Source organism: Mycoplana azooxidifex (assembly GCF_014196765.1).
In the GTDB taxonomy this organism is placed as follows: Bacteria; Pseudomonadota; Alphaproteobacteria; order Rhizobiales; family Rhizobiaceae; genus Mycoplana; species Mycoplana azooxidifex.
Genome location: NZ_JACIEE010000001.1, coordinates 347,334 through 371,041, shown reverse-complemented (window position 1 = coordinate 371,041; position 23,708 = coordinate 347,334). Strand labels below are relative to the sequence as shown.

Annotated in this window: 24 protein-coding genes and 1 riboswitch; of the genes, 9 read left to right on the top strand and 15 right to left on the bottom strand. The window is 66.0% G+C overall.

Features of this window, described 5'->3' with window-relative positions; all coding sequences use genetic code 11:
* Window positions 1–32 precede the first annotated feature (32 nt).
* The 8 genes from GGQ64_RS01760 to GGQ64_RS01725 all read right to left on the bottom strand — a co-directional run bounded on the left by GGQ64_RS01760 (window position 33) and on the right by GGQ64_RS01725 (window position 7,460).
* Window positions 33–2,108, bottom strand: coding sequence for an ASKHA domain-containing protein (locus GGQ64_RS01760; RefSeq protein ID WP_183798242.1), 2,076 nt, complete (start codon window positions 2,106–2,108; stop codon window positions 33–35).
* Between the two features lie 177 nt (window positions 2,109–2,285).
* Window positions 2,286–2,633 carry a hypothetical protein gene (locus tag GGQ64_RS01755; RefSeq protein ID WP_183798240.1) on the bottom strand — a complete coding sequence of 116 codons (348 nt, stop codon included), beginning with the start codon at window positions 2,631–2,633 and terminating at the stop codon, window positions 2,286–2,288.
* A 5-nt stretch (window positions 2,634–2,638) separates the two neighbouring features.
* The gene (locus GGQ64_RS01750) at window positions 2,639–3,604 is read right to left on the bottom strand and encodes a methyltetrahydrofolate cobalamin methyltransferase (RefSeq protein WP_183798238.1); all 966 of its coding nucleotides are present in this window, start codon (window positions 3,602–3,604) and stop codon (window positions 2,639–2,641) included.
* An 85-nt stretch (window positions 3,605–3,689) separates the two neighbouring features.
* Complete coding sequence (locus GGQ64_RS01745; RefSeq protein ID WP_183798236.1) at window positions 3,690–4,784, bottom strand: methylenetetrahydrofolate reductase; 1,095 nt, start codon at window positions 4,782–4,784, stop codon at window positions 3,690–3,692.
* A 3-nt stretch (window positions 4,785–4,787) separates the two neighbouring features.
* Window positions 4,788–5,363 (bottom strand): methylenetetrahydrofolate reductase C-terminal domain-containing protein, encoded by a 576-nt coding sequence (locus tag GGQ64_RS01740; protein WP_183798234.1) that lies wholly within the window; start codon window positions 5,361–5,363, stop codon window positions 4,788–4,790.
* Complete coding sequence (locus tag GGQ64_RS01735) at window positions 5,356–5,658, bottom strand: virulence factor (protein ID WP_183798232.1); 303 nt, start codon at window positions 5,656–5,658, stop codon at window positions 5,356–5,358. Before GGQ64_RS01735 ends, GGQ64_RS01740 begins: the two co-directional genes overlap by 8 nt.
* A gap of 179 nt (window positions 5,659–5,837) precedes the next feature.
* Window positions 5,838–6,602, bottom strand: a complete 765-nt coding sequence (locus GGQ64_RS01730) for a formyl transferase (protein ID WP_183799097.1) — start codon at window positions 6,600–6,602, stop codon at window positions 5,838–5,840.
* Window positions 6,603–6,800: 198 nt separating this feature from the next.
* Window positions 6,801–7,460, bottom strand: a complete 660-nt coding sequence (locus GGQ64_RS01725) for a DUF1638 domain-containing protein (protein WP_183798230.1) — start codon at window positions 7,458–7,460, stop codon at window positions 6,801–6,803.
* Window positions 7,461–7,477: 17 nt separating this feature from the next.
* On the opposite strand from GGQ64_RS01725, the gene GGQ64_RS01720 reads away from it, so the two are divergent.
* Entirely contained in the window at window positions 7,478–7,636 is a 159-nt protein-coding gene (locus GGQ64_RS01720) for an entericidin domain-containing protein (protein WP_183798228.1), read from the top strand.
* 57 nt (window positions 7,637–7,693) lie between these two features.
* On the opposite strand, the gene GGQ64_RS01715 is transcribed toward GGQ64_RS01720, so the two are convergent.
* A complete protein-coding gene (locus tag GGQ64_RS01715; RefSeq protein WP_183798226.1) occupies window positions 7,694–8,392 on the bottom strand; it encodes a corrinoid protein in 699 nt (232 codons plus the stop codon).
* A 306-nt stretch (window positions 8,393–8,698) separates the two neighbouring features.
* Here GGQ64_RS01715 and GGQ64_RS01710 point away from each other — a divergent pair, with 306 nt between their 5' ends.
* The 3 genes from GGQ64_RS01710 (at window position 8,699) to GGQ64_RS01700 (ending at window position 11,879) form a co-directional block, all read left to right on the top strand.
* Window positions 8,699–10,273: a trimethylamine methyltransferase family protein gene (locus tag GGQ64_RS01710; protein WP_183798224.1), complete on the top strand. Its 1,575-nt coding sequence runs from the start codon at window positions 8,699–8,701 to the stop codon at window positions 10,271–10,273.
* Between the two features lie 107 nt (window positions 10,274–10,380).
* Window positions 10,381–11,073: a 4Fe-4S dicluster domain-containing protein gene (locus GGQ64_RS01705; protein ID WP_183798222.1), complete on the top strand. Its 693-nt coding sequence runs from the start codon at window positions 10,381–10,383 to the stop codon at window positions 11,071–11,073.
* A 62-nt stretch (window positions 11,074–11,135) separates the two neighbouring features.
* Window positions 11,136–11,879, top strand: a complete 744-nt coding sequence (locus GGQ64_RS01700) for a phosphodiester glycosidase family protein (RefSeq protein WP_183798220.1) — start codon at window positions 11,136–11,138, stop codon at window positions 11,877–11,879.
* 63 nt (window positions 11,880–11,942) lie between these two features.
* Here GGQ64_RS01700 and GGQ64_RS01695 read toward each other — a convergent pair whose 3' ends face one another.
* From GGQ64_RS01695 to GGQ64_RS01670, 6 genes are all read right to left on the bottom strand, one after another.
* Window positions 11,943–12,284, bottom strand: a complete 342-nt coding sequence (locus GGQ64_RS01695) for a hypothetical protein (protein ID WP_183798218.1) — start codon at window positions 12,282–12,284, stop codon at window positions 11,943–11,945.
* 298 nt (window positions 12,285–12,582) lie between these two features.
* Window positions 12,583–13,596 carry a betaine--homocysteine S-methyltransferase gene (gene bmt / locus GGQ64_RS01690; RefSeq protein ID WP_183798216.1) on the bottom strand — a complete coding sequence of 338 codons (1,014 nt, stop codon included), beginning with the start codon at window positions 13,594–13,596 and terminating at the stop codon, window positions 12,583–12,585.
* A 332-nt stretch (window positions 13,597–13,928) separates the two neighbouring features.
* Window positions 13,929–14,978 carry a quaternary amine ABC transporter ATP-binding protein gene (locus GGQ64_RS01685; RefSeq protein WP_183798214.1) on the bottom strand — a complete coding sequence of 350 codons (1,050 nt, stop codon included), beginning with the start codon at window positions 14,976–14,978 and terminating at the stop codon, window positions 13,929–13,931.
* Window positions 14,971–15,879 (bottom strand): ABC transporter permease, encoded by a 909-nt coding sequence (locus GGQ64_RS01680; RefSeq protein ID WP_183798212.1) that lies wholly within the window; start codon window positions 15,877–15,879, stop codon window positions 14,971–14,973. The genes GGQ64_RS01685 and GGQ64_RS01680 overlap by 8 nt, the downstream gene beginning before the upstream one ends.
* 258 nt (window positions 15,880–16,137) lie before the next feature.
* Window positions 16,138–17,136 (bottom strand): ABC transporter substrate-binding protein, encoded by a 999-nt coding sequence (locus GGQ64_RS01675; RefSeq protein ID WP_183798210.1) that lies wholly within the window; start codon window positions 17,134–17,136, stop codon window positions 16,138–16,140.
* Window positions 17,137–17,886: 750 nt separating this feature from the next.
* Window positions 17,887–18,030: a hypothetical protein gene (locus tag GGQ64_RS01670; protein WP_183798208.1), complete on the bottom strand. Its 144-nt coding sequence runs from the start codon at window positions 18,028–18,030 to the stop codon at window positions 17,887–17,889.
* A gap of 227 nt (window positions 18,031–18,257) precedes the next feature.
* On the opposite strand from GGQ64_RS01670, the gene GGQ64_RS01665 reads away from it, so the two are divergent.
* From GGQ64_RS01665 to cobU, 5 genes are all read left to right on the top strand, one after another.
* A complete protein-coding gene (locus GGQ64_RS01665; protein WP_183798206.1) occupies window positions 18,258–19,718 on the top strand; it encodes a cobyric acid synthase in 1,461 nt (486 codons plus the stop codon).
* A gap of 182 nt (window positions 19,719–19,900) precedes the next feature.
* Entirely contained in the window at window positions 19,901–21,730 is a 1,830-nt protein-coding gene (locus tag GGQ64_RS01660) for a peptidoglycan-binding domain-containing protein (protein WP_183798204.1), read from the top strand.
* Between the two features lie 98 nt (window positions 21,731–21,828).
* Window positions 21,829–22,144: riboswitch (cobalamin riboswitch) on the top strand.
* 44 nt (window positions 22,145–22,188) lie between these two features.
* Window positions 22,189–22,365 carry a CbtB domain-containing protein gene (locus tag GGQ64_RS01655; RefSeq protein WP_183798202.1) on the top strand — a complete coding sequence of 59 codons (177 nt, stop codon included), beginning with the start codon at window positions 22,189–22,191 and terminating at the stop codon, window positions 22,363–22,365.
* A gap of 12 nt (window positions 22,366–22,377) precedes the next feature.
* The gene (locus GGQ64_RS01650; RefSeq protein WP_183798200.1) at window positions 22,378–23,178 is read left to right on the top strand and encodes a CbtA family protein; all 801 of its coding nucleotides are present in this window, start codon (window positions 22,378–22,380) and stop codon (window positions 23,176–23,178) included.
* Window positions 23,178–23,705 carry a bifunctional adenosylcobinamide kinase/adenosylcobinamide-phosphate guanylyltransferase gene (gene cobU / locus GGQ64_RS01645; protein ID WP_183798198.1) on the top strand — a complete coding sequence of 176 codons (528 nt, stop codon included), beginning with the start codon at window positions 23,178–23,180 and terminating at the stop codon, window positions 23,703–23,705. Before GGQ64_RS01650 ends, cobU begins: the two co-directional genes overlap by 1 nt.
* Window positions 23,706–23,708: the final 3 nt, after the last annotated feature.

The window sequence follows — 23,708 nt, the reverse complement described above, 5'->3', positions numbered from 1 at the left end:
CGGGTTCCGTGCCGAAACCTGTCCCCGTAGGCCTATTCCCGGCTGCGGCGCCTGCGGCGGCCGCCGCCTTCGCCGCCGTCGTCGGACGGCGCTTTTCGTTCGGGCAGGGTGACGACGGTCGAAAGGTTGGGGAAGGCGTCGACCTTGTTCGGCATCGCCATGGCATCGATGAAGAGCTGCTGGAAATTGCCTTCCAGTGCCGTCTCGATCTTCTCGATCCGGCCGACCACCTGCTCGATCTCGCGGCGGTGGCCGCGGTTGAGCAGCGCCATCAGCGCGCCGGTGCCGGCGGCGTTGCCGACCGCCTTGACCTCGGAAAGGTCGCAGTCCGGGATCAGGCCGAGCACCATCGCGTATTTCGGATCGATGAAGGAGCCGAAGGCGCCGGCGAAGCGGATCGTGTCGACATGGTCGACGCCCTGCTTCTCCATCAGGAGCTTGATCCCCGCATAGAGTGCTGCCTTGGCGAGCTGGATCGCGCGGATGTCGTTCTGCGTCACCGTGATGCGCGGCTCGCCGTCCTGCAGCAGGTAGGAGAAGGTGCGGCCGTTGGCGATGATACGCGGCGTCCTGGCCGCCATCGCGCCGTCCACCACGCCGTCTTCCGAGATCAGGCCGGTCAGGTACATCTCGGCCACGACCTCGATGATCGCCGAGCCGCAGATGCCGGTGACGCCGACGGACGCCGCGGCCTCGGCGAAGCCGTCCTCGTCGGACCACTGGTCGACGCCGATGACGCGGAAGCGCGGTTCAAGGGTGACGGGATCGATGCGCACGCGCTCGATCGCGCCCGGCGCGGCGCGCTGGCCGGACGAGATTTCCGCGCCCTCGAAGGCGGGGCCCGTGGGCGACGAGGCGGCGACGACGCGCTGCCGGTTGCCGAGCACGATCTCGGCATTGGTGCCGACGTCGACGAGCAGCATCATCTTGTCCTGGCGGTAGGGGCCTTCGGAAAGCGTGGCGCCGGCGGCGTCCGCGCCGACATGGCCGGCAATGCAGGGCAGGAGGTAGACGCGGGCACCGCGGTTGACGTCGATGTCGATGTCGCTTGCCCAGTATTGCAGCGCGCCGGAGACGGCGAGCGCGAACGGCGCCTGGCCGAGCTCGGTCGGGTCGATGCCGAGGAACAGGTGGTGCATGATCGGGTTGGCGACGAAGACCATGTCGAGAACGTCGTGGCGGTCGACGCCGCCCTCGTCGCAGACCTTGCCGATCAGGCCGTTGACGGCCTCGCGCACCGCCTTGGTCATCGCTTCCCGGCCGTCCGGGTTCATCATCACGTAGGAGACCCGACTCATCAGGTCCTCGCCGAAGCGGATCTGCGGGTTGGAGGTGCCGGATGAAGCGACGATACGGCCGGAGAGGAGCGAGACCAGATGCATGGCGATCGTCGTCGAGCCGATGTCGCAGGCAATGCCGTAGGCTTCGTTCTTCAGGCCCGGCCACAGGCCGATGATGAAGGGGCGGGAACTATCCATGTCGCGGTGGATCGCGGCGGTCACGCCCCAGTTGCCCTTGCGCAAGATACCCTGCACCTGCGGGATCAGATGGGGCGCGATCAGCAGATCCTTCCAGCCCCAGTCCTTCTCCAGCACCACCTTGAGCCGGTCGAGGTCGCCGAGCGGCTTGTGCATGTCGGGCTCGTCCACCTCGACATAGCAGAGCTGGACGGCGGCGTTGCGCTCGATGACGCGGTCGGTCGCGGCCTTGCGCACCACCTGGGCGTTGATGACGGTATCCTGCGGCACGTCGACGACGAGGTCGCCGAGGATGAGGGCGGAACAGGAGAGGCGACGGCCATCGGGCAGGCCGCGGACCTTCTCGTAGCGCTCCTCCTTGGGGCCCTTTTCCGAGATATGTGTCAGCGAGGAGACGATCTTGTGCTTGGCGAAGCTGCCTTCCTGCACCTCGATCTGACAGCGCCCGCAGGTGGCTCGGCCGCCGCAGACGCTTTCGACATAAACACCGAGCTTGCGCGCCGCGTCGAGGACCGGGGTGCCCACGGGGAAGCGGCCGCGCTTGCCGGACGGCATGAAGAGGACGAGGGGATCGGTCTGCGCCGCTTCGCTCATGTTGCTCTCGTTTTCGGAATTGCCTTCGATGCGCATGGATAAAGTCTTTCCTCCCGGACGCGGGCCTAGCGGGCCGCCGCATCACGCCTCGTTACCAGACTGCACCGGAATGCCGCCTGATAACCGTCAAATCCCGACATGGAAAGTCCCGACTTGGAAAGATCTGCCAGCATCATTTCAGGGAGGGCACGTGCGCCTGTCACATTGGCGGGATCAGGATTTCTTTTTCGACAGGCGCCGCGCATTGGCGCGCACGCGCTTTCCGTAAGGCTTGAGGGCTGCCGCGGCGATGGTTTCGCCGGCCTTGGCGGTGGAGGGACGGCCGCCGGTCATCATCTGCATCGCCGCGCCGAAGGCCGCGCGCGAGATCGCCATGTTGACGGCCACGGCACTTTCGGCTGTGGCCATCACCTTCTCCGTCACCATGCGGTTCATCTCGGCTGCGTCCTGCGATTTGCCGGTCAGCGCCGCCATCTGCATCTCGTGGATCCGCATCGCCATGACGAAGGGCGCCTGGAACCAGAGCGTGGAGGCATCCTTGCGCAGGCGACGCGGGGTCATCGACGCTACTCCCGCGACGCGCCCCCGCCGGTGCGGCCGGCACGTCCGCCACGACGGCCGCCACCTGCCGACGGGGCGGGCGAGGCGGCTGCCACGGCGCCGCCCTCGGCGGGCTTGTGGTCGCGGTAGGTCATGATCCAGTTGCTGCAGTTGGCGTCGGTGCCGTTCAGGACGTTGGCGGCGCGCACGGCCTCCATCTCCTGCGGGCGGCAGGGGTTCATGATCGCGCTCGTCATGCCGGCGCCGATCACCATGGGGATGAAGCCGGCGTTGATGCCGTGGCGGTGCGGCAGGCCGAAGGAGATGTTGGAGAGGCCGCAGGTGGTGTTGACCTTCAGCTCCTCGCGCAGGCGGCGCAGCAGCGCGAACACCTGGCGGCCGGCGTCGCCCAGCGCGCCGATCGGCATGACGAGCGGATCGACGACGATGTCTTCCGGCTTGATGCCATGGTCCATGGCGCGCTCGACGATCTTCTTGGCGACGGCGAAGCGCACGTCCGGGTCCATCGAGATGCCGGTCTCGTCGTTGGAGATCGCGACGACCGGCACGTTGTACTTCTTGACCAGCGGCAGGATCGCCTCGAGCTTTTCTTCCTCGCCGGTGACCGAGTTGACCAGCGGCCGACCCTTGGCGACCCTGAGGCCGGCCTCGATCGCAGCCGTTACCGAGCTGTCGATCGAGAGCGGCACGTCGACCAGGCCCTGGACGATTTCCAGCGTCTTGACCAGCAGTCCCGGCTCGGTCTCGTTCGGGTTGACCGAGGTGACGCCCGCATTGACGTCGAGCATGGTGGCGCCGGCCGCGACCTGTTCCAGCGCGTCCTTGATGACCGTGTCGAAATTGCCCTCGATCATCTCGGCTGCCAGCTTCTTGCGGCCGGTCGGGTTGATCCGCTCGCCGATGACGCAGAACGGCTGGTCGAAGCCGATGACGATCTCGCGGGTGGCGGAAGCGACGATGGTGCGGGTCATTAAGTTTCCTCTGGTGGTGTGGGCGACAAGCTATCGCGCGAATTTTCGGGTTACAAGGTGGCGTGTCGGATGGCGCCCGCCGCGATCAATGCGGGTGTTGGGCGGCGATCTCGGCCATTTCCTGCTGGTTCTGCTCCTTGCCGGCGCGGGCTTCCTCCAGGCGCTCGGCAACGAGGGTATCGACCGGGTTCGGTTCGCGCGTCCAGGGCTTGCGGCCCTTGAGGACGCCGGATTCGTGGACGATCTCGGCGACGTATTCCTCCTGGCGGTAGGCCATCACGTGAACGCCGGACACGCCCTCGATCTCCTTCACCTCGTTGATGATGTCGATGCAGAGCTGCTTGCCTTCCTTCTTCTGGTCCTGCGCGCCTTCGAGGCGGGCGATGATGGAATCCGGAATATGGATGCCGGGTACGTTGGAGCGGATCCACTTGGCCGTCTTGGCCGACGCCATCGGACCGACGCCGACGAGGATGAAGCATTTCTCGTGCAGGCCGAGGTCGCGGACCTTTTTCATGTATTCCCTGAACATCGGCACGTCGAAGCAGTACTGGCTCTGCACGAACTGCGCGCCGGCCTCGATCTTCTTGGCGAGCCGGTAGGGGCGGAAATCGTAGGGGGGCGCGAAGGGGTTGATCGCCGCGCCGAGAAAGACCTTCGGCGGCGTCGTCAGCTTGCGGCCGGACAGGAACTTGGAATTGTCGCGCATGATGCGGACGGTCTCGAGCAGCGACATGCAGTCGAGATCGAAGACCGGCTTGGCGCCGGGCTGGTCGCCGGCCTGCACGCCGTCGCCCGTGAGGCACATGATGTTGCAGACGCCCATGGCGGCCGCGCCCAGCACGTCGCCCTGGATGGCGATGCGGTTCTTGTCACGGCAGGCGATCTGCATGATCGGGGCATAGCCCATACGGGTCAGGAGCGCGCAGATGCCGACCGACGACATGTGGCAGTTGGCGCCGGAGGCATCGACCGCATTGATGCCGTCCACCCAGCCGTCGAAGATCGCGGCGCGTTCGTAGACGTCTTCCGGATTGGCGCTGTCGGGCGGGTTCAGCTCGGCGGTGACGGCGAATTCGCCGCGCCTGAGCACGCGTTCCAGCCGGCCGAGGGACGAATGGCCGGGCTGGGGATCGAGCGGCAGGTGGGGGCCGAGGGGGTTCTCGTCGATATGGGCCATGGATCAGGCGTCCTTTCCGCTCGCAGCCTCGCGGGCCGCCGCGGCCTCGGCGGTGACGCGCAGCCAGGAGGATGTCTCGCGCAGCGACTGGTTCACCGGCTTCTGCACGTTCATGATGGCATTTCCATTCGCCATGTTCTGCGATCCCTTCCAGGCCTGCACCCAGACGCAGGGCATATCCGGCTCGACCTCGCAATTGCCGTTGGCCCGAACGCCGCCGCAGGGACCGTTGCGCAACTGCTTGGGACAGTTCATCGGACACGACATGCCCGTCGACGACAGCACGCACTGGCCGCACATGCGACAGTCGAACAGGAAGCCCTTCACATGGCGCTCGACGAAGGTGACCGGCCGCTCGACGCGCTGGTATCCGAACAGCCTCCAGACCGGATCGAGCAGCAGGAAGGCTGCGGCGAATCGATTGTAGAACCACTCGAAGAAGCGCGAATGACGGACAGCCCAGAGCCGGACCGTATATTTGTGCCGGGAGCGGCGGTCCGGCGAGACCCCGACCGGCGTATAGGCGCCGGTCGCCGCCTTCTTGGCGGGGGCAGCGTTGCCGGGCTTGGGGTCAGCCATCGTCGCGGCCCCCGGCCTTGACCAGCGCCACCAGCCGTTCGCGGTCGTAGGCTGCCTCGAACTCAGCTGCGGCCCTGTCGGCCTCGGCCTCCAGGTCGTCGGAAACCGGGACCGGATCGGCCTTGCGCCATTCGGCGAGGTAGTCGTCGGTCTCGGCGGCGCCCGTGCGCATGGCGCACATGTCGATCGCCTCGGTGAAGCGCAGCGACAGTTCGCGCTTGGCCGTCCTGCGGCCCTGCTTGATGATGACCTGGGCGGGGATGTCGCGCCAATAGACGATGATGCGGTCTGCCATGGTGAAAGTACTCCTCGGTTCCGACAATGCTTGCTGCAGGGCCCGGTGGCTGCGCTCGCCACGACCGGGCATCGCTCAAAAACGACGTGGGATTCGGCCGGGCATGCTCCGCTTGCGCAATGGCAATGACGGCCTGCCGAGGCACTGGCCAAGGCACTGGCCGGCGCACTGGCCAAGTATCACCAGATCCCGCGCGTCATTCCGGTCCACAGCCACCGCCAGAGCGTCGGGTGGTACCATTGGCGGGACGGTTCCGTCGTCGTCTCCTGCGGCCGCACCGCGCCGGCGAGGGCGTCGGCCACGGCGCGGGCAGCGATATCGGTGCCGGCTGCGGTCAGGAGCAGCGGATAGGTGTGCATCGTGTCCTTGCGCGAGGGCGTCACGCGGACCTGGCCGATAACGCCGCCAGTATCGACGCCTGCGTCGACCAGGTGGACGGTCGCGCCGAAGTTCGCCTCGTCGCCCATCACCCGTGCCCAGTAGCCGCCCTGCTGACCACGATACTGCGGATTGATGCCGGCGTGGAAGTTGAGCACCGGGCAGGGAACGGCCCGCAGCGTTTCGGGCCTGAGGATGCGGCAGCTGACGAGGAACAGCACGGCGGGCTTCAGTTCGCCGACCAGGCGCACGAATTCCGCACTGTTGGCGCTGTCGATCGAGATTCGCGGCAGCGCCGGGTCGGGCCGGACGTCGACACCGAACTGGCGGACGATCTCGCTGGCGCGGCGGCGGGCGAGCGGCTTGCCGAATTTCGACACAGCCATCGTCGCCATCTGGCCGAATGCGGTGACCCAGCCGAGGCGGCGCACCTTCTGGCGCAGCATCGCTTTCTTGGATTCCGGCTTCTCCTCGACGACGAGGAGATCGGGGACGCGGCGCTTCAATGCGTTGACGAGGATTTCCGGGTTGGGACCGCCCTGGGTGAGGACGACGACGCGGCCCATCGCAGCGTCTGGTGGCCGCGATGGTGCCTGGCCGTCGTCTGCTGCCGTGCCTTCTCCTGCGATGTCTGTCATGCCTGTCCCGCCGTCCCGCATCGCCCCGCCGCCAGCCGACGGGATCTTTCCGGGCGAACCTTAGCGTCAGGATCTTTTGAAATCGTGCATTCTATGCGCGAGGATCTCGTCCGCCACAAGCCATCGTCAAGCGTCGGTGGAGGACGTCGCGAGAGCGGTCAGGGCCGGGGAGAGGTCGCCATAGCCGGTGAAGCGGTATTCGTATTCGAGGCCGAGATAGTCGGCCGCCTGCCGCGCCTTTTGCTGGAGGGCCTCGTCCTCGACCTGGGAGAGATAGACGAGCTTGCGGTAGTTGCCGAAGTACATCGGCAGCAGCTGCGGATGCCGGTCGAGCCCCAGCGGTTCGACGACGAAGGCCTCGAACTGGCGGGCCAGGAAATCAGTGAGGAAGAAGGAGGTAACGTCGTCGTCGTTGCGCGAGAACGCCTCGTTGCCGGCGAAGAAGGAATAACAGTGCGGACCTTCGATGCGCTGGACGCCCTCGCGTGTGCAGAGCACGTCCAGCAGCCCGCCCGTGCCGCAGTCAGCATAGCCGATGAATATCCGCTCGATCCCGTCTGCGCGCGCCTCTGTGATCGCCCGCTCGATGCCGGGGGTGATTTTTTCCGGGTAGGCGTGCCAGATGGCGGGAAGACATTGCAGGTCGATATGGTCGAGGCGATTTGCCTTGCAGACGGCGATCACTTCGCGTGCGATGGCGCCACAGGCGATTACGCGAACTTTTTCGCCGTTCGCGCGTTGAAGCCGGGACTTGTCTTCCCATACTTCATTTGTGTTCGCATCCATCGAGAGGAACTCCGACCATGACCATCAAGACCCTGTCCAAGATCAGCCTCGTACTCGCAGCGCTCGCCTCGCTCAGCGCCTGCGGCAACACCATCCGCGGAATCGGCCAGGACACGGCCAACACCGTCAACGCCACAGAGGCTGCGGGCAGGGATGTCGCCCGGGCAGCCCAGTAATCATCAGCATATGAGATCGCGGCGGCGCCTGCGCAAGCGGACGCCGCCTTTTCGGTCTCAGGCGCCGGCCAGCATGTTGTGCTTGCGCTTCATGAAGTCCTTGGCCGTCTCGACGGCCACGGCCGCGTCGCGGCAGTAAGCGTCGGCACCGACAGCCTTGCCGAACTCCTCGTTCAGCGGCGCGCCGCCGACCAGGACGACGTAGTCGTCGCGCATGCCCTTTTCCTTCAGCGTGTCGATCACGACCTTCATGTAGGGCATGGTCGTCGTCAGCAGCGCCGACATGCCGAGGATATCCGGCTGCTCGCGCTCGATCGCTTCCAGGTAGTTCTCGACCGGGTTGTTGATGCCGAGGTCGATGACGTCGAAGCCGGCGCCCTCCATCATCATGCCGACGAGGTTCTTGCCGATGTCGTGGATGTCGCCCTTGACGGTGCCGATGACCATCTTGCCCTGCTTCGGCGCGCCGGTGGCGGCGAGGAGCGGGCGCAGGATGAACATGCCGGCCTTCATCGCATTGGCCGACAGAAGGACTTCGGGGACGAAGAGGATGCCGTCGCGGAAATCGATGCCGACGATGCGCATGCCTTCGACGAGGGCCTGGGTGAGAACGTCGTAGGGGGCCCAGCCGCGTTCGAGCAGGATGTTGGTCCCTTCCTCGATCTCCTCCTTCAGGCCGTCGTAGAGATCGTCGTGCATCTGCTGCACGAGCTCTTCGTCGGAGAGGTCGGCGAGAATGATTTCGTCGTCTGCCATGAATGTCTCCTCGTCTCCAGTGGCGCGGCAGGCACGGGCCGGGCATTCCAGTGTTAGCGATGTTGCCGTTAAGATCCGATTTCGAAAGCGACGTCGCATGGAGCAAAAAGCGACGACGCGAATATGTTGATGGTAGCGGCTGGACGCCGGGATTGACAGGGCAAATCAAAGGGGCGACTGGAGGGTTCCGGCGGTGTCTCCCCTGCGCCAGCCGTTGGCGCATTAAGACCCGTCCCGAGTCGATCGCTTGGTAGCATATGAGCATCAGGCGACGGAGCGCCGTTCAAGAACCGAGGAAGTACGGACATGAGTTTGACGACAGAGCAGCCGGAAGGCGAAGGTGGCGGTCGCCGTGCACGCGGCGAAGGACGCGGAGCTGCGGCACGCCGTGCATCGCGTTCCGGCGGTGGCCCCGGCCCGTCCTTGCCCTACATCACCCGCAAGATCCGCGAGTACGAGGTGCTGGACGAGGAAGGCCTGCAACTGATCGAACGCAATGCCGACACCGTGCTGGAGGAGATCGGCATCGAGTTCCGCGACGATGCGGAGGCCTTGGCGCTCTGGAAGGACGCTGGTTGCGAAATCAAGGGCGAGCGGGTGCACTTTCCCAAGGGGCTCTGCCGCGAACTCTTGAAGACGGCTCCGAAATCCTTCACCTGGCACGCCCGCAATCCGGTCCGCAGTGTGGAGATTGGCGGCAAGGCGACCGTGTTCGCCCCCGTCTACGGGCCTCCCTTCGTGCGCGACCTGGAGGGCAACCGCCGCTATGCGACGATCGAGGACTTCCGCAATTTCGTGAAGCTCGCCTACATGGCGCCGTCGATGCATTCGTCGGGCGGCACGGTCTGCGAGCCGGTGGACGTCCCGGTGAACAAGCGCCACCTGGACATGATCTACAGCCACCTCAAATATTCCGACAAGCCGTTCATGGGCTCGGTGACCGCGCCCGAGCGCGCCGAGGACACGATCGCCATGGCGAAGCTCGTCTTCGGCGAAGACTTCGTCGAGCAGAACACCGTGACGCTGAACCTGATCAACGCCAATTCGCCGATGGTCTTCGACGAGACCATGGTGGGGGCGCTGAAGGTCTATGCCCGCCACAACCAGGCCTCGGTCGTCTCGCCGTTCATCCTGTCTGGCGCGATGAGCCCGGTCACGGTCGCAGGCACGTTGACGCAGATCCTGGCCGAGGTTCTGGCCGGTGCGGCCTTCACCCAGCTGATCCGCGCCGGCTCGCCGGTGCTGTTCGGCACGTTCGCCGCCTCTATCTCGATGCAGTCGGGCGCGCCGACCTTCGGCACGCCGGAGCCGTCGCTCGTCTCCTATGGTGCAGCCCAGCTCGCCCGCCGACTCGGCCTGCCGTTCAGGACCGGCGGCTCGCTCTGCGGCTCCAAGGTTCCGGATGCGCAGGCCGCGCACGAGAGCGCCAACACGCTGAACATGACGCTGCTCGCCGGTACCAATTTCGTGCTGCATGCGGCCGGATGGCTGGAGGGCGGCCTCGTGTCGTCCTACGAGAAGTTCATGATCGACCAGGACCAGCTCGGCATGATGCAGAAGATGGCCGAGGGCATCGACCTGACCGAAGAGGCCCAGGCGCTCGACGCGATCAGGGAAGTCGGGCCCGGCAGCCACTATCTCGGCTGCGCGCATACGCAGGCCAACTTCCAGACGGCGTTCTACCGCTCGCCGCTCGCCGACAACAACTCGTTCGAGCAGTGGGAGATCGAGGGAAGCAAGCGCATCGAGCAGCGCGCCAATGCGCTGTGCCGCACCTGGCTGGAGCAGTACGAGGCACCTTACCTGGACCCGGCGATCGACGAGGCGCTGCTCGCCTATGTCGCCAAGCGCAAGGAATCCATGCCCGACGCCTTCACCTGAAAGGTTCCCGAACGCGCCAGGGAGCAAGGCGGAGCATCGACGGTGGCAGACATGATCCAGAAGGAAGTCTGGCGACCGCACTACGAACTTCAGGGGCCGAAGCCGAAATGACGGCGGGACGCCCCACCAGCGATACGATCCGTGCGGCTCTCCAGCCGCACGGTCTTTTTTTGCGCGGCCTCGTGAATTTTGCCGAGGGCGAGGCGTCACCCATCCTTCCCGGCGGCGGCAGGGCGGCGAGCGTCGCGCTGATCGGAAACATCGGAAGCTCGATCTGGCCGCATTTTCGCGCCTGGCAGGACGAGGCGCCGGATCGCGACGGCGGCGATCCGCTCGACGCCTGGTCGAAAGCGGTGATCACGCCGATCGCGGCAGCATGGGGTGCCGCGGCCTATTTTCCCTCCGACCCACCCTGGCAGCCCTTCCAGCAATGGGCGATGCGGGCCGAGGGCCTGCGGGCCTCCCCGCTTGGTATCCTGATCCACCCCCGTTTCGGCCTGTGGCACGGCTATCGCGGCGCGCTCGGCTTCGATCACCCGCTCGAGGCGGATGTGGAGCCGGTCGGGCCACATCCGTGCGATACCTGTCGCGACCGGCCGTGTCTGCGCCCATGTCCGGCCGTAGCGGTGACGGGCGCCGGTTTCGACGTTGCGGCCTGCCGGGGGCACCTGCGTACGGAGGCTGGCCGCGAAGGCTGCATGACCGGCGGCTGCCTCGCCCGCAACGCCTGTCCGGTCGGTGAGGGATATCGCTACTGCGACGATCAGTTGCGCTTCCATATGGCCGCGCTGGGGCTGTGATTTGCGACAGAGGGGCGAAGATGCGAGCTTGTGATCGACTCGATCTCGGAGTTCGACAATCCATGAAGCGCCATCTTCTCGGCCTTGCGCTCGCCGCCTCATCGCTCGCCGCCGGCCCGGCCTCCGCGGCCTGCGAGGAAATCCGCCATCTTGCCGACAGCTACATCATCTGCAGCTTCGATCCGGCGCGCGAGACGATCCGCGTCTATGGGGTGCCGGACGGGGCGACCGATCCGCTGACCTACTGGGCGGTGCGCGACATCCTGCGCGAGGACCGGGAGTTCCTCGTCTTCGGGATGAACGGCGGGATGTATCACCCTGGCTATTTGCCGGTCGGGCTGCTCGTCGAATACGGGCGCGAGCGCCGTCCGCTGAACCGCGAGGCGGGCGAGGGAAATTTCTTCCTCAAGCCGAACGGCGTGTTCTTTGTCGGCAAGGGTGCGGCGGGGGTGATGGAGACGGAGGCTTTCGCAAAGGCGCAGCCGGAGGTGCAGTTCGCCACCCAGTCGGGACCGATGCTGGTCGTTGACGGCCGCATCCATCCGCGCTTCCTGCCGAATAGCGACAGTCTTTACGTGCGCAACGGCGTCGGCATCCTGCCGGACGGGCGCGTGGCGTTCGCGATTTCGCGAAGTGCGGTGCGCTTTCACGACTTCGCCACACTGTTTCGTGATGCGCTGGGCTGCCGGGGCGCGCTCTTTCTTGATGGCAGTATTTCCAGCCTCTATGCGCCCGACGTCCGGCGCAACGACCGCTTTTCGCGCATGGGCACGGTGATCGCGGTGGCGGGTGGGTTGCCCTATTGAAGGCGTCGTCCGTTCGAGCTGTGCCATGACAACCGATAGGCCTCAAGGCTCAGGGCGGGGAGCTCAGACCTTGGGATAGGCTCTTTCGAGGCCGCCCGAGCGGGTCAGGCCGGTGCGGAAGGCCTGGTGGGCGGCGTGCTGGCTCGCGCGGGCGGCCTCCATCAGCCGCATCTGCAGGCGCGCAGGTGCGGTGTTGCCGAACCATGCGCCGAGCTTTTCCAGCTTGAGCGAGTTCAGGAACCGTCCCTGTGCCGCCGTGGCGAGATGGAAATCGAGTCCCGCCATCAGGTTCTCGTCCTGCTGCGGGTTCTCCATCAGGAGCTTCAGGAACGACTGGTCGGCCTCACTGAGCGCGGAAATCTTCTCGGCGATTGTGTCCCGGTCGGGAAAGGCGGCTGCGTTCATCGGCCCGGTCTCCAGCGAATCTCTATCAGATTCCCCGGATAGAGGACGGGGCGGGGGCGTGCAAGCGGCGGGAATCGGTCGGGGCGCGACGGACCGGGCGCAACTCCCGCAGCCCCTCATCCGCCTGCCGGCACCTTCTCCCCGCAGGCGGGGAGAAGGGCGATTGCCGCGGCGTATTCGGGATTCTGCGAGACAGTGCAGGGTGCTTTGCCCTGGGCGCGTCCCCTCTCCCCGCTCGCGGGGAGAGGGTTAGGGTGAGGGGCTACCCTCCTCCCTCAAGGGGGAGGTGGGCGTCCGCTCAGGCCCTGCCGCGGCGGCTGCGTTCGCGGGCGGGGGCGCTTTCGTTTGCGGACTTGTTGCGAAGGGGGCCGATGACTTCGACGATCGCCTCCAGCGTCGGGCGCTCGCGCGGTTCGTGGGCGTCGAGCGCTTGGCGCATGGCGGCGAGGTGCTCGCAGGAGGTGCCGCAGCAGCCACCGATGATGCGGGCGCCGGCGTCGCGGGCGAGCCTTGCATATTCGGCCATCAGCGGCGGCGTGCCGGAATAATGGATTTCGGCGCCGCGATATTCCGGGATGCCGCAATTGCCCTTGACCACGATCGTGGCAGACGGGTCGGCGCCGGTCATGTCGAGCAGGGATGAGAGGATATCGGAGGCGCCGACGCCGCAATTGGCGCCGACGGCGAGCGGGCCGGTGCCGATGTCACCGGCAACGCCGTGGATGTCCTTCGGATGCAGGCCCATCATCGTCTTGCCGGCGGTATCGAACGAGCCGGTATAGACGAAGGGCAGGCCGACCTTGACGGCGGCCTCGGCGGCTGCACGGATCTCTTCCGGCGACGACATGGTCTCGATCCAGGCGACGTCGGCGCCGCCGGCCTTCAGGCCCTCGATCTGCTCGGCGAAGGCTGCAACCGCGTCGTCATAGGTTAGCGCGCCGAGCGGGATCAGCAGTTCGCCGGTGGGACCGACGGAGCCGGCGACGATCACCTTGCGCTGTGCCTTGTCGGCGACGGTGCGGGCGATCTCGGCGGCGCGCTTGTTGAGCGCGAAGACGCGGTCCTGCGCGTGGTGCAGCTTGAGGCGATGGCGGGTGCCGCCGAAGGTGTTGGTCAGGATGATGTCGGCGCCGGCATCGACGAAGTCCTGGTGCAGCCGGGTGATGTTGTCGGGCTTGGCCTCGTTCCAGAGCTCCGGCGCCTCGCCGGCCTCCAGACCCATGGCAAACAGGGAGGTGCCGGTGGCACCGTCGGCGAGCAGGAAAGGCTTTTCGGCCAGCAGCGCTGCCAGCGCATTGTTTTCGGTCGTCATCGGTTCAACTTTCCCGTCCGTCCCCGGACCGGCGGGCGGTCGAAGGCACATTGTCATGTCGGTATAGGCCATGCTTGCATCTAGATATAAAGATTTCTTTATGTCCGTGCAAGCATTGAAGGCAGAGAGAGTTGCGCCGGCGGCGAGGAAAGCGCTGTCTGCGTTGCACGCCTTACGTTGCGGGCGTCCTCGCCCGTGGGAATGGGTGTGGGCTACCCCCGCGTCACCGGAATGCGCGCGAGAGCTTCACGGAACAAGAGGCATGATTCGGCGGTCGCCGGCGACGGGCAGGGCGCTTTCCGACCCGCAGCCTCCTGTGTCTTGAGGCTTGCCTAAGCCGCCTGCTGCGCCTCGTCATGGCCTATGGGCGTCACCATGGCGGCGATGATCGTGTCGAGGGCGAGCGTGCCGGCCGGCCGGCCGGCCTCGTCGACCACGTGGGCGACGGACTGGCCTGCCGAGGTCATCGCGCGGGCCGCGGATTCCAGCACGGTGCCCTTGGCGATCGGCAGTCCCTCCGGATTGCCGGCGAGCGGCTTCATGATCGTCTCGACATTGATGACGCGGCCGCGGTTCACTTCCTTGACGAAGGCGGTGATGTAGTCGTCGGCCGGGTCCAGCACGATCTCCTGGCCGGTGCCCTGCTGGACGACGCGTCCGTCGCGCAGGATCGCGATCTTGTCGCCGAGCCTGAGCGCCTCGTCGAGGTCGTGGGTGATGAAGACCACGGTCTTCTTCAACTCCTTCTGCAGGTCGAGCAGGACCGACTGCATGTCGACGCGGATCAGCGGGTCGAGCGCCGAATAGGCTTCGTCCATCAACAGGATTTCGGCGTCGTTGGTCAGCGCGCGGGCGAGGCCGACGCGCTGCTGCATGCCGCCGGAGAGCTGGTTCGGATAGTGGTTCTCGAAGCCGGAAAGGCCGACACGGTCGATCCAGTAGCGCGCGCGCTTCTCGCTCTCGGCAGTCGGAACGCCCTGGATCTCGAGCCCGTAGACGGTGTTCTCGACGACCGTGCGGTGCGGCAGCAGCGCGAACTTCTGGAACACCATCGCCGTCTTGTGGCGGCGGAATTCGCGCAGGTCGCGCTCGTTCATGCGACAGACGTCGACGCCGTCATAGAGGACCTCGCCGGAGGTCGGCTCGATCAGCCGGTTGATGTGGCGGATCAGCGTCGACTTGCCCGAGCCCGACAGGCCCATGACCACCATGACGCCGCCGGCCGGCATCGCGATGTTGATGTCCTGGAGGCCGAGCACGTGGCCGTACTGCGCATTCAGGTCGGTCTTCGAGAGGCCATTCTTGACCTGGTCGACGTAATCCGCGCCCCGCGGGCCGAAGATCTTGTAAAGGTTTCTGACTTCGATGGCGTGACTAGCCATGGATTACCTCCGAGTGCTTCTGCAGGCGCTTGCCAAAGGCCTGGCTGGTACGGTCGAAAATGATGGCGATCGCGACGAGTGCGAAGCCGTTGAGGAAGCCGACGGTGAAGAACTGGTTGTTGATGGCGCCGAGCACGTTCTTGCCGAGCCCGCCGACACCCACCATCGAGGCGACGACGACCATGGCCAGCGACATCATGATCGTCTGGTTGATGCCGGCCATGATGGTCGGCAGCGCCAATGGGATCTGGACGTTCTTCAGCTTCTGCCAGCCTGAGGAGCCGAAGGCGTCGGCCGCTTCCAGAACCTCCTTGTCGACCAGGCGGATGCCGAGATTGGTGAGCCGGATCATCGGCGGGACGGCATAGATGACGACGGCGATCATGCCCGGAACCTTGCCGATGCCGAAGATCATCACGACAGGGATGAGATAGACGAAGCTCGGCATCGTCTGCATCACGTCGAGAATGGGATTGACGGTTGCCTGCACCCGGTCGAAGCGCGCCATCAGGATGCCGATCGGGATGCCGAGCAGGACCGCGAAGATGGTGCAGACGGTGGTCATGGCCAGCGTCACCATCGCGTCGTTCCAAAGGCCGAACAGGCCGATGAAGTACATGGCGAGCGCGGTGCCGATCGTGACGCGCACGCTGCGGCTGCCGAGATAGACGATCACGAGCATCGCGATGAGGATGATCGGCCAGGGCGAGGTGACGAACAGGCGTTCGAGAAAGTTCAGGAAGACCTGTAGCGGCTGCACGGCGGTGTCGATGATGTCGCTGTAGGAGCGCACGAAGGCCTTGAAGCCGTCGTCGATCGTCTTGCGCCCCGCGCGGATCGTCGAGTCGCTGAGCGCGGGAAACTTGCAAAGCATCGCCGGCAAGTAGTCGCACAGTGCCATATCAATCCCCTTGTTCCGCCGGTTACGCTCCCCGCCGATCGCGCCAGGGCACAACCTTCGGGATTGTTCTTGTGCGTGTGCGCACCGGCTTTTCGTTATCCTTGTCTTTTCACATGAAGCGGCGCATCAGCCTGTGCTGTTTGCGACCTTGCTTTTTCTGTTCGCAGTCGCCGGCAGCAACCGTGCGCCGTGTTCAATCTGCAGGCAACGAAAAAGGGCCGCCGGTCATCCGCCGCCGGCCCTCCGTGAAACGGCGGCTCAGAGAGACGCCTTGACCTTCTCGGCGACCTCCGGGGATACCCACTTGGTCCACATGTCGGGATAGGTCTCGAGGAAGTACTTGGCGGCATCCTCGTTCGTGCCCTGGTTGTCGCCCATCCAGGCGAGAACCTTGCCGACCGTCTGGTTGTCCCACTGGCGCGTTTTCATGTAGTCCATGGTGACGCCGGCCTTGTCGGCGAAGGCCTTGGTCACGACGGTGAAGACGTCGGAGACCGGATAGGCGTTCACCTTGGGGCTCGGGCAGTCGGGGATCGCGGTGCAGGCGTCCCACTCCTTCTTGTCGTGCTCGACGCCGAAGGAGAGCTTGGTCATCTCGTACTTGCCGAGAATGGCCGTCGGCGCCCAGTAGTAGCCGAGCCAGCCGGTCTTCTTCTCGAAGGCGTTGGCGATCGAGCCGTCGAGGCCGGCAGCCGAGCCGGTGTCGACGAGGTCGAAGCCGGCGTCCTTGGCGTTCAGCGCATTGTAGAGGTTGGCGGTGGAAACCTGGCAGTTCCAGCCGGACGGGCAGTTGTGCACCGCGGCCTTCGACGCGTCTTCGGGCGCCGGGAAAAGCTCGGGATGCTTGAGCGCGTCCTGGACCGACTTGATGTCGGGATGGGCGTCGGCGATGAACTTCGGGATCCACCACCCTTCGACGCCGCCTTCCGACAGCAGCGGTGCGGCCTGGATCAGGCGGCCCTCGGCGATCGCCGCGTCGAGCGAGGTGCGGACCGAATTGACCCAGAACTCCGGAGCGAGGTCGGGTTCGCCCTTCTCGTTCATGGAGGTGAAGGTCGGCATGGTATCGCCGGTGACGAGCGTCACCGTGCAGCCATAGCCGTTTTCGAGGATGATCTTGTCGACATAGGCGGCAACGCCGGCCGAAGCCCAGTTCATCTCGGCGATCGATACGCTACCGCAATCGGCAGCCTGTGCCGCGCCGGCGCCGGCATAGAGGCCGGCGGCGAGGGCGGTTGAAGCGAGCAGCTTCTTCATGATCTTGTCATCTCCCAGTCTGATGGCAGCAATTCATCCGGGGCGTGTCAGGGCACTGCAACACCTGGCTGCCCGATCGATTACGTTCCACAGGCAGGGGCGAAAAACCGGGTCAGGCAAGTCGATCCCCTGCTTACAGCGACACCGGTTCTTGATGGCCGGCGGCGGAACCCTGTCGCCGCGAGAGCCTTATTTCGTCGCTGGAGGCAGCGTAAGGATTCTGACAAGGAAATCAACCGTCGAGGCGGGGCGGCAGGCTGTTGGCAACCTGCCGCGGGATATCCGGGTGCTGCAATTGCGGCAGGGCGGCGGGCAAAAAGTGAGCTTTTGCTCATTGCTGGGCACCGTTGATATTCCGGCGGTCGCAAACGGATACGCCGGTAGCCCGATCAGGACAGATGCTGTCCTGAATACGGCGCATGCAATTTTCATAAAAATTTCTACGCAGGGCTCTAAAAATGCGCAATTTGCGTCTGGTGAGGCGCGTGATAACGATCCGGTAACGATGTCAGGCTATCAATCGGCATGCGGCGGGCAATGTCCCTGCCGGTCCCCGGGTCAGGTAGTGCGTACCGGGGTCGATCTTTCGCCGGTGCGTTCATCCGGTGTCGTCCGTGTTTCGGACCGGCCGTGGAGCACCCGTTGGGCGGTCCGCGGCTTTTTCTTTTGCTGCTTTCCCGTTTTCATCAGACAAAGAAAAACGCCCCCGCTTGCACAAGGGCGCCCGTCATTTGTTCCGTCAAGATGGCCTCAGCCGACGTTGCGCGTCCGCACGATGCTGAGCGGGCCGAGCGGGGCTTCGGCGACGAGGTTGCGCACGCGCGACTGGCGCTCGGGAGCCTTGCCGTTCCACGCGATCTGAACGAAATTGGGCTTGCTGAAGATGAACAGCATGGTCTTTGTCCTTGGGGTTTCCGGCGGCGGTGTTCTCCGCTGCTCCGATAGTGGCGATATAGGCCTGGACGGAAACGAAATCGCCATTGCCGCCGCCATCGGATGTCGTAAACGGAATATGCATATTAGCACTTTCGTCGCAGGTCGCAGGGCCGCAGCCCGATTGCGCCGGCATCGCGGCGCTTTCAGGGCTTTGCGGTGCTCCGGCGCGGTGCTAGGGAAGGGGCATGACACGAAAAATCATGCTGCAGGGAACCGGCTCCGATGTCGGAAAAACGGTACTGGTCGCGGGGCTCTGCCGGATTGCCTCCAATCGCGGATTGCGGGTGCGGCCGTTCAAGCCGCAGAACATGTCGAACAACGCCGCTGTCTCGGATGACGGCGGCGAGATCGGGCGGGCGCAATGGCTGCAGGCGATGGCGGCGCGCACGCCTTCGTCGGTGCACATGAATCCGGTGCTGCTGAAGCCGCAATCCGACACCGGCAGCCAGATCATCGTGCAGGGTCGCTTGTTCGGCCAGGCGAAGGGACGCGACTACCAGGCGCTCAAGCCAAGGTTGATGGACGCGGTGATGGAGAGCTTCGAAAGCGTCTGCGACGGTGCCGATCTCGTCGTCGTCGAGGGGGCGGGTTCCCCGGCCGAAATCAACCTGCGCGCCGGCGACATCGCTAACATGGGCTTTGCGACGCGGGCAGGCGTTCCCGTCGTGCTCGTCGGCGATATCGACCGCGGCGGGGTGATCGCCTCGCTGGTCGGCACGAAGGCGATCCTGCCGCCGCAGGACCGGGCGATGGTGTCGGGCTACCTGATCAACAAGTTTCGCGGCGACGTCACCTTGTTCGACGACGGCATCGCGGCGATCGGGCAGCATACCGGCTGGCCGTGCCTCGGCATCGTGCCCTGGCTGAAGCATGCGCGGCAACTGCCGCCGGAGGATTCGGTGGTGCTGGAACGGCTGGCTTCCGGCCGGCCCGGCGCGCTGAAGGTTGCAGTGCCGGTGCTGCCGCGCATCGCCAATTTCGACGATCTCGATCCGCTGGCGCAGGAGCCGGACGTGGAGCTCGTCTTCGTTCGTCCCGGCGAGCGGTTGCCGGCGGATGCCGGCCTCGTCATCCTGCCGGGCTCGAAATCCACCATAGCCGACCTGAAGGATTTCCGCGCGCAAGGGTGGGATCGCGACCTCGCCCTGCATCACCGGCGCGGCGGGCGCACCATCGGCATCTGCGGCGGCTACCAGATGCTGGGCCGGTCGGTGCGCGATCCGCTCGGCATCGAGGGCAGCGACCGCGCGGTGGAGGGTCTCGGCCTGCTCGACGTCGAGACCGAGATGGCGCCGGAGAAGACGGTACGTAACAGCCGGGCGCGCTCGCTCGACTACGACGTGCCGCTGGAAGGCTATGAGATCCATCTCGGCCGGACCACCGGCCCCGACTGCGCTCGTCCACCTATTATGATCGACGGCAGGGCGGACGGCGCGACCTCGGCGGATGGCCGGGTGTTCGGCACATACCTGCATGGCTTCATGGCGAGCGATGCCTTTCGCAGCCGGCTGCTTGCAGAATTCGGCATCGCCGGCGGCGGCTTCGACTACCGGGGCGCGGTGGACGCGGCGCTCGACGGCGTTGCCGCCGAGCTCGAGGCGGTGCTGGATCACAGGTGGCTTTCGACGCTGATGGAAAGTGATTGAACCATCCCGATTAATCGGGGCCGCTGAGACGTTTTCCGAGCGAATGGCGAAGCCGTTTCGTCATCTTCGTCGGTTAAGGTTACCACCAAAGTTGCGCCAGAATCCGATGCAAAGACCTTGAGTGGCATCGCCCTGCGGCTATCTGTCGGGGGATGTCGCATGCGATCGAAAGGGAAAGTCGAATGACCAGTGGCCGTTTTGCGAAACTCGGATGGGCGGGGCTGATCGGGCTTGCGATCGCTGGCGGACCGGCGGTGCAGGCGGCCGAGACGAAGCCGGCTGTCAGCGCCAGCAAGCGCTGGGAAAACGAGTTCTCCCTCTGGCAGAAGGTATCCTCCAGCAGCGACCCGGCAGGCTACGAGGCCTATCTGAAGGATTATCCGAACGGCACCTTCGCCTCGATGGCCCGGCTCCGGCTGGCCGAACTGAACGCCAGGGGCGTTGCCAGCACCGCGGCCGCAAGCGATCAGAAGGCGCAGGATCCAACCGTGGCCACCGGTGCTGGCTCTGAGAAGGAAAAGGCCGAGGCCGCCCGCAAGGCCGACGAAGCCGCGCGGCTGAAGGCCGAGCAGGAGGCCAGGATCGTCGCCGAGAAGCAGCGGGCGGAAGAGGAGCGGCTGGCCGCTGCGGCCGAGGCGAAGCGCGTGGAAGAGGCCGAGCGGCAGCGCAAGGAAGAACTGGCGCGCGCGGAGGCCGAGGCGAAGCGTGTAGCGGCGGCGAAGGCCGAGGCGGAACGGCAGGCGGCTGAGGCCGAGCGCAAGCGCGCCGAGGAAGCGGCCGAGGCCGAAAGGCTCAAGGCCGAGCAGCAGGCAAAGGCCGAGCAGGCCCGCTTGAAGGCGGAAGAGGAAGCGAAGGCCGCGGCCGAGGCGAAGGTGCGCGCCGATGCGGCCGCTGCCGCGCGGGCCGAGGCGGAACAGGCGGCCGCGGAAGCCGAACGCGAGCGCGCGATCGCCGAGGCGCAAGCCGAGAAGGCGAAGGCGGAGGAAGAGGCCCGTGCGGCTGCGCAAGCGCAGGCGAGGGCGGATGCCGCTGCTGCCGAAAAGGCCCAGGGGGAAGCGGCCGAGGCCGACGCCGAACGCGCAAGAGAGGAACAGCAGGCGGCAGAGCCGTCCGTCGCGCCGCCGGTCGCTGACGGCAGCGTTGCCGACGCGCTCGACACCGAGGCACTCCCGACCGATGGCGAGAATGCGAACGCGAGCCCTGCGGCCAATCCTGAGGGTGGCTTGGCCGTAGACGGGGCCGCCGATGCAGCCGCAGCCGGGCCGGTGGACGGGGCCGCAGACGGGGAGGCCGAGCGGCTGGCCCGTCGTGAGGACAACAACTGGAGCCGCGCGGTGCTGAACGGCCGGCCGCAGGCTTTCGAGGGCTACCTGCGCGAGTTCCCGCAAGGCCGCTTTGCCGACGAGGCGCGCCAGCGCCTTGCCGCGCTGGAAAAGGGCGGTAACACCACAGGCGACGAAGAGACCTCCGGCGACGTCGCCGCGCGGGAGCCCGCCATCAACGCTCCCGCCGCTGCCGCGCCGCTCGGCGCTGGGACGGAACCGCTGATTCGCCAGACGCAGCCTGCGCCCGGCCAGCAGCCGAAGGTCTTCCAGACGCCTTCGGATGTGCGCGAGGCCTATCTCGATCCGGCCGCGCGTGCCCAGTCCCAGCGCTGGCTGAATGCGCTGGGTTACGGCACCGGCGGGGCGGACGGCGTCTACGGTCCACGCACGCGGGCTGCGATCTCCTCCTGGCAGCGCTCGGCCGGCTACGCTGGCGACGGGTACCTGACGCGCAAGCAGTACCGCGAGTTGCGCCAGTCGGCGCGCTTCGCCGAGAACCGCAGTCGCGAATATGTCACGCGCCAGCGCGCCCGGCGCGACCGCTACTACAATGACGGCTACGGCGTCTACGAGGGGCCGGTCGACGGCTACTATCGCGAGGGTCCGGTCGGCGGCGTCTACGAGGGGCCGGTCGGGGGCAACTACGGCCCTGGGGGCGACCTGACGATCAGCGGGCCGGGCTACTGAGCGGCCCGCGGAACTGATCGAACAGCCGCCGCGGCGACGCATTCGGCGCGGCGGATGCCGTTTCCTGCCAATTGACTTCCAGCCCCCGCAGGCATAATCATCGCCACTATTGGAAGGTGCGTCGGTCCAGTGATGGACGGGCGCTTAAATGGGAACGTGACGGGGTGGACCCAATCAGGGCGCTCCAATCACGGCCGACCCCGCGACTGTAGAGTGGCGAGGCCTATCCAGCCGGTCGGATCAGACCGGCAAAGCCACTGGGTGGCGGCATGATGAACCGGGGTCTGGACGCCTCTATCTCTACGAATCGTCCGCCTTTCATGTCGCACATCACCCGGGAAGGCGAGGATGGGCCGCAGGCGCATGACGCCCGACGCCGCGAGCCAGGAGACCTGCCGGCCAATAAGGGCATTGTGCCCGACCTGGGGATTTTCCCCGTTGCCAGCACGGAGGTTGTCATGGCTGCGTCTCACGTTTCTTCTGTTTCCCTTTCCCTCAACGATCGTCTCTATGCCGGTCTCGTAGCGCTTCTGCTCGGCGGATTCCTGGTGTTCGGCGCAGGCCTCGCCAATTCGTCCGTCCTGCACGACACCGCGCACGATACCCGCCACTCCTACGGCTTTCCCTGCCACTAAGGAGCAGATGTCATGATCGTCAAATATCTCCTGGCCGCACTGGTGGCCGGGCTGTTCTCCGGTGCGCTGATGACGGCCGCCCAGGAGGCGCGGGTGATTCCGCTCATCCTTCATGCCGAGGAATTCGAGGGCGGCGATGAAGAGCCTGCCGCCCCCGGTGCCGAAGCCCGGCCGGACGCTTCGCACGAGCATTCCGCGCTCGGCATCGGCGCGGCATTGTCGGAGGTGGCCGCCTATCTCTCGCCGATCTCGGTCGCCCATGCCCATGAGGGCGAGCACGAGGACGGCGGCATCATGTTCGGCATGAGCCGCTTCTCCGGCACGCTGCTTGCCAACCTCGTCACCGGTGCGGGCTTCGCGCTGCTGCTGGCGGGTGTGAGCCTCGTGACGGGCAATGCGATCACGGTCGCCAACGGTGCGCTCTGGGGCGCTGCCGGCTGGCTTGCCGTGCATCTCCTGCCGGCCATCGGCCTGCCGCCGGAGCTTCCGGGCTTCCCGGCAGCCGAACTTGGGGATCGCCAGGCCTGGTGGATTGCGACCGTGGTGCTTTCGGCCGTGGGGCTCTACCTGCTGATCCTGAAGGACGGGATTGCGGCGAAGGTCGCCGGCGTCGTGCTGATCGCGGCGCCGCAGGTCTACGGCGCGCCGCAGCCTGCCGACATCGCCAGCAACGTGCCGGCCGTGCTCGGGGCGGAGTTCGCCGTGGCGGCGCTCGCCACCACGCTGTTCTTCTGGATCGTGCTCGGCCTTTCGCTCGGGTTCGCCAACGAGAAGATCGGCGTCACCAGGAAGATCGCAGCAAAGGCAGCCTGATGAAAACGACATCGCCCGGAGCCGTCCTGGTTCTGGGCGGTGCGCGTTCCGGAAAATCCGCATTTGCCGAAGGGCTGGCCGCCGAGAGCGGCCTTTCCAGGCACTACATCGCCACCGGCCGCGCCTGGGACGAGGAGATGCGCGCGCGCATCGACCAGCACAAGGCGCAGCGCGGCAGCCATGGCTGGGTGACGCACGAGGAGCCCTTAGCGCTGCCGGAACGCATCAACGATACGGCGCGAGACGACCGGGTGCTGCTCGTCGATTGCCTGACGCTTTGGGTGACGAACCTGATGCTCGAAAAGCACGACATGGCGGCCGCCTTCGACGATCTCGCAGCCGCCGTCGTCACTGCGCCGGGGCGGCTCGTGTTCGTTTCTAATGAGGTCGGGCTCGGGATCGTGCCGGACAACCAGATGGCGCGCGAATTCCGCGACCACGCCGGCAGGCTGCACCAGCAGGTGGCGCAGCTTTCTTCCGAAGTCTATTTTGTCGCGGCAGGCCTGCCGCTGAAAATGAAGGGTTGAGCC

Coding starts and splice junctions, on each gene's coding strand:
- GGQ64_RS01680 (WP_183798212.1), bottom strand. CDS start 15,879: ATGGCACTGTGCGACTACTTGCCGGCGATGCTTTGCAAGTTTCCCGCG.
- GGQ64_RS01710 (WP_183798224.1), top strand. CDS start 8,699: ATGAGTTTGACGACAGAGCAGCCGGAAGGCGAAGGTGGCGGTCGCCGT.
- GGQ64_RS01685 (WP_183798214.1), bottom strand. CDS start 14,978: ATGGCTAGTCACGCCATCGAAGTCAGAAACCTTTACAAGATCTTCGGC.
- GGQ64_RS01650 (WP_183798200.1), top strand. CDS start 22,378: ATGATCGTCAAATATCTCCTGGCCGCACTGGTGGCCGGGCTGTTCTCC.
- GGQ64_RS01725 (WP_183798230.1), bottom strand. CDS start 7,460: ATGGATGCGAACACAAATGAAGTATGGGAAGACAAGTCCCGGCTTCAA.
- GGQ64_RS01675 (WP_183798210.1), bottom strand. CDS start 17,136: ATGAAGAAGCTGCTCGCTTCAACCGCCCTCGCCGCCGGCCTCTATGCC.
- GGQ64_RS01720 (WP_183798228.1), top strand. CDS start 7,478: ATGACCATCAAGACCCTGTCCAAGATCAGCCTCGTACTCGCAGCGCTC.
- GGQ64_RS01730 (WP_183799097.1), bottom strand. CDS start 6,602: ATGGGCCGCGTCGTCGTCCTCACCCAGGGCGGTCCCAACCCGGAAATC.
- GGQ64_RS01695 (WP_183798218.1), bottom strand. CDS start 12,284: ATGAACGCAGCCGCCTTTCCCGACCGGGACACAATCGCCGAGAAGATT.
- GGQ64_RS01700 (WP_183798220.1), top strand. CDS start 11,136: ATGAAGCGCCATCTTCTCGGCCTTGCGCTCGCCGCCTCATCGCTCGCC.
- GGQ64_RS01655 (WP_183798202.1), top strand. CDS start 22,189: ATGGCTGCGTCTCACGTTTCTTCTGTTTCCCTTTCCCTCAACGATCGT.
- GGQ64_RS01750 (WP_183798238.1), bottom strand. CDS start 3,604: ATGACCCGCACCATCGTCGCTTCCGCCACCCGCGAGATCGTCATCGGC.
- GGQ64_RS01740 (WP_183798234.1), bottom strand. CDS start 5,363: ATGGCTGACCCCAAGCCCGGCAACGCTGCCCCCGCCAAGAAGGCGGCG.
- GGQ64_RS01665 (WP_183798206.1), top strand. CDS start 18,258: ATGACACGAAAAATCATGCTGCAGGGAACCGGCTCCGATGTCGGAAAA.
- GGQ64_RS01705 (WP_183798222.1), top strand. CDS start 10,381: ATGACGGCGGGACGCCCCACCAGCGATACGATCCGTGCGGCTCTCCAG.
- GGQ64_RS01660 (WP_183798204.1), top strand. CDS start 19,901: ATGACCAGTGGCCGTTTTGCGAAACTCGGATGGGCGGGGCTGATCGGG.
- GGQ64_RS01735 (WP_183798232.1), bottom strand. CDS start 5,658: ATGGCAGACCGCATCATCGTCTATTGGCGCGACATCCCCGCCCAGGTC.
- GGQ64_RS01715 (WP_183798226.1), bottom strand. CDS start 8,392: ATGGCAGACGACGAAATCATTCTCGCCGACCTCTCCGACGAAGAGCTC.
- GGQ64_RS01755 (WP_183798240.1), bottom strand. CDS start 2,633: ATGACCCCGCGTCGCCTGCGCAAGGATGCCTCCACGCTCTGGTTCCAG.
- cobU (WP_183798198.1), top strand. CDS start 23,178: ATGAAAACGACATCGCCCGGAGCCGTCCTGGTTCTGGGCGGTGCGCGT.
- GGQ64_RS01670 (WP_183798208.1), bottom strand. CDS start 18,030: ATGCTGTTCATCTTCAGCAAGCCCAATTTCGTTCAGATCGCGTGGAAC.
- GGQ64_RS01760 (WP_183798242.1), bottom strand. CDS start 2,108: ATGCGCATCGAAGGCAATTCCGAAAACGAGAGCAACATGAGCGAAGCG.
- bmt (WP_183798216.1), bottom strand. CDS start 13,596: ATGACGACCGAAAACAATGCGCTGGCAGCGCTGCTGGCCGAAAAGCCT.
- GGQ64_RS01745 (WP_183798236.1), bottom strand. CDS start 4,784: ATGGCCCATATCGACGAGAACCCCCTCGGCCCCCACCTGCCGCTCGAT.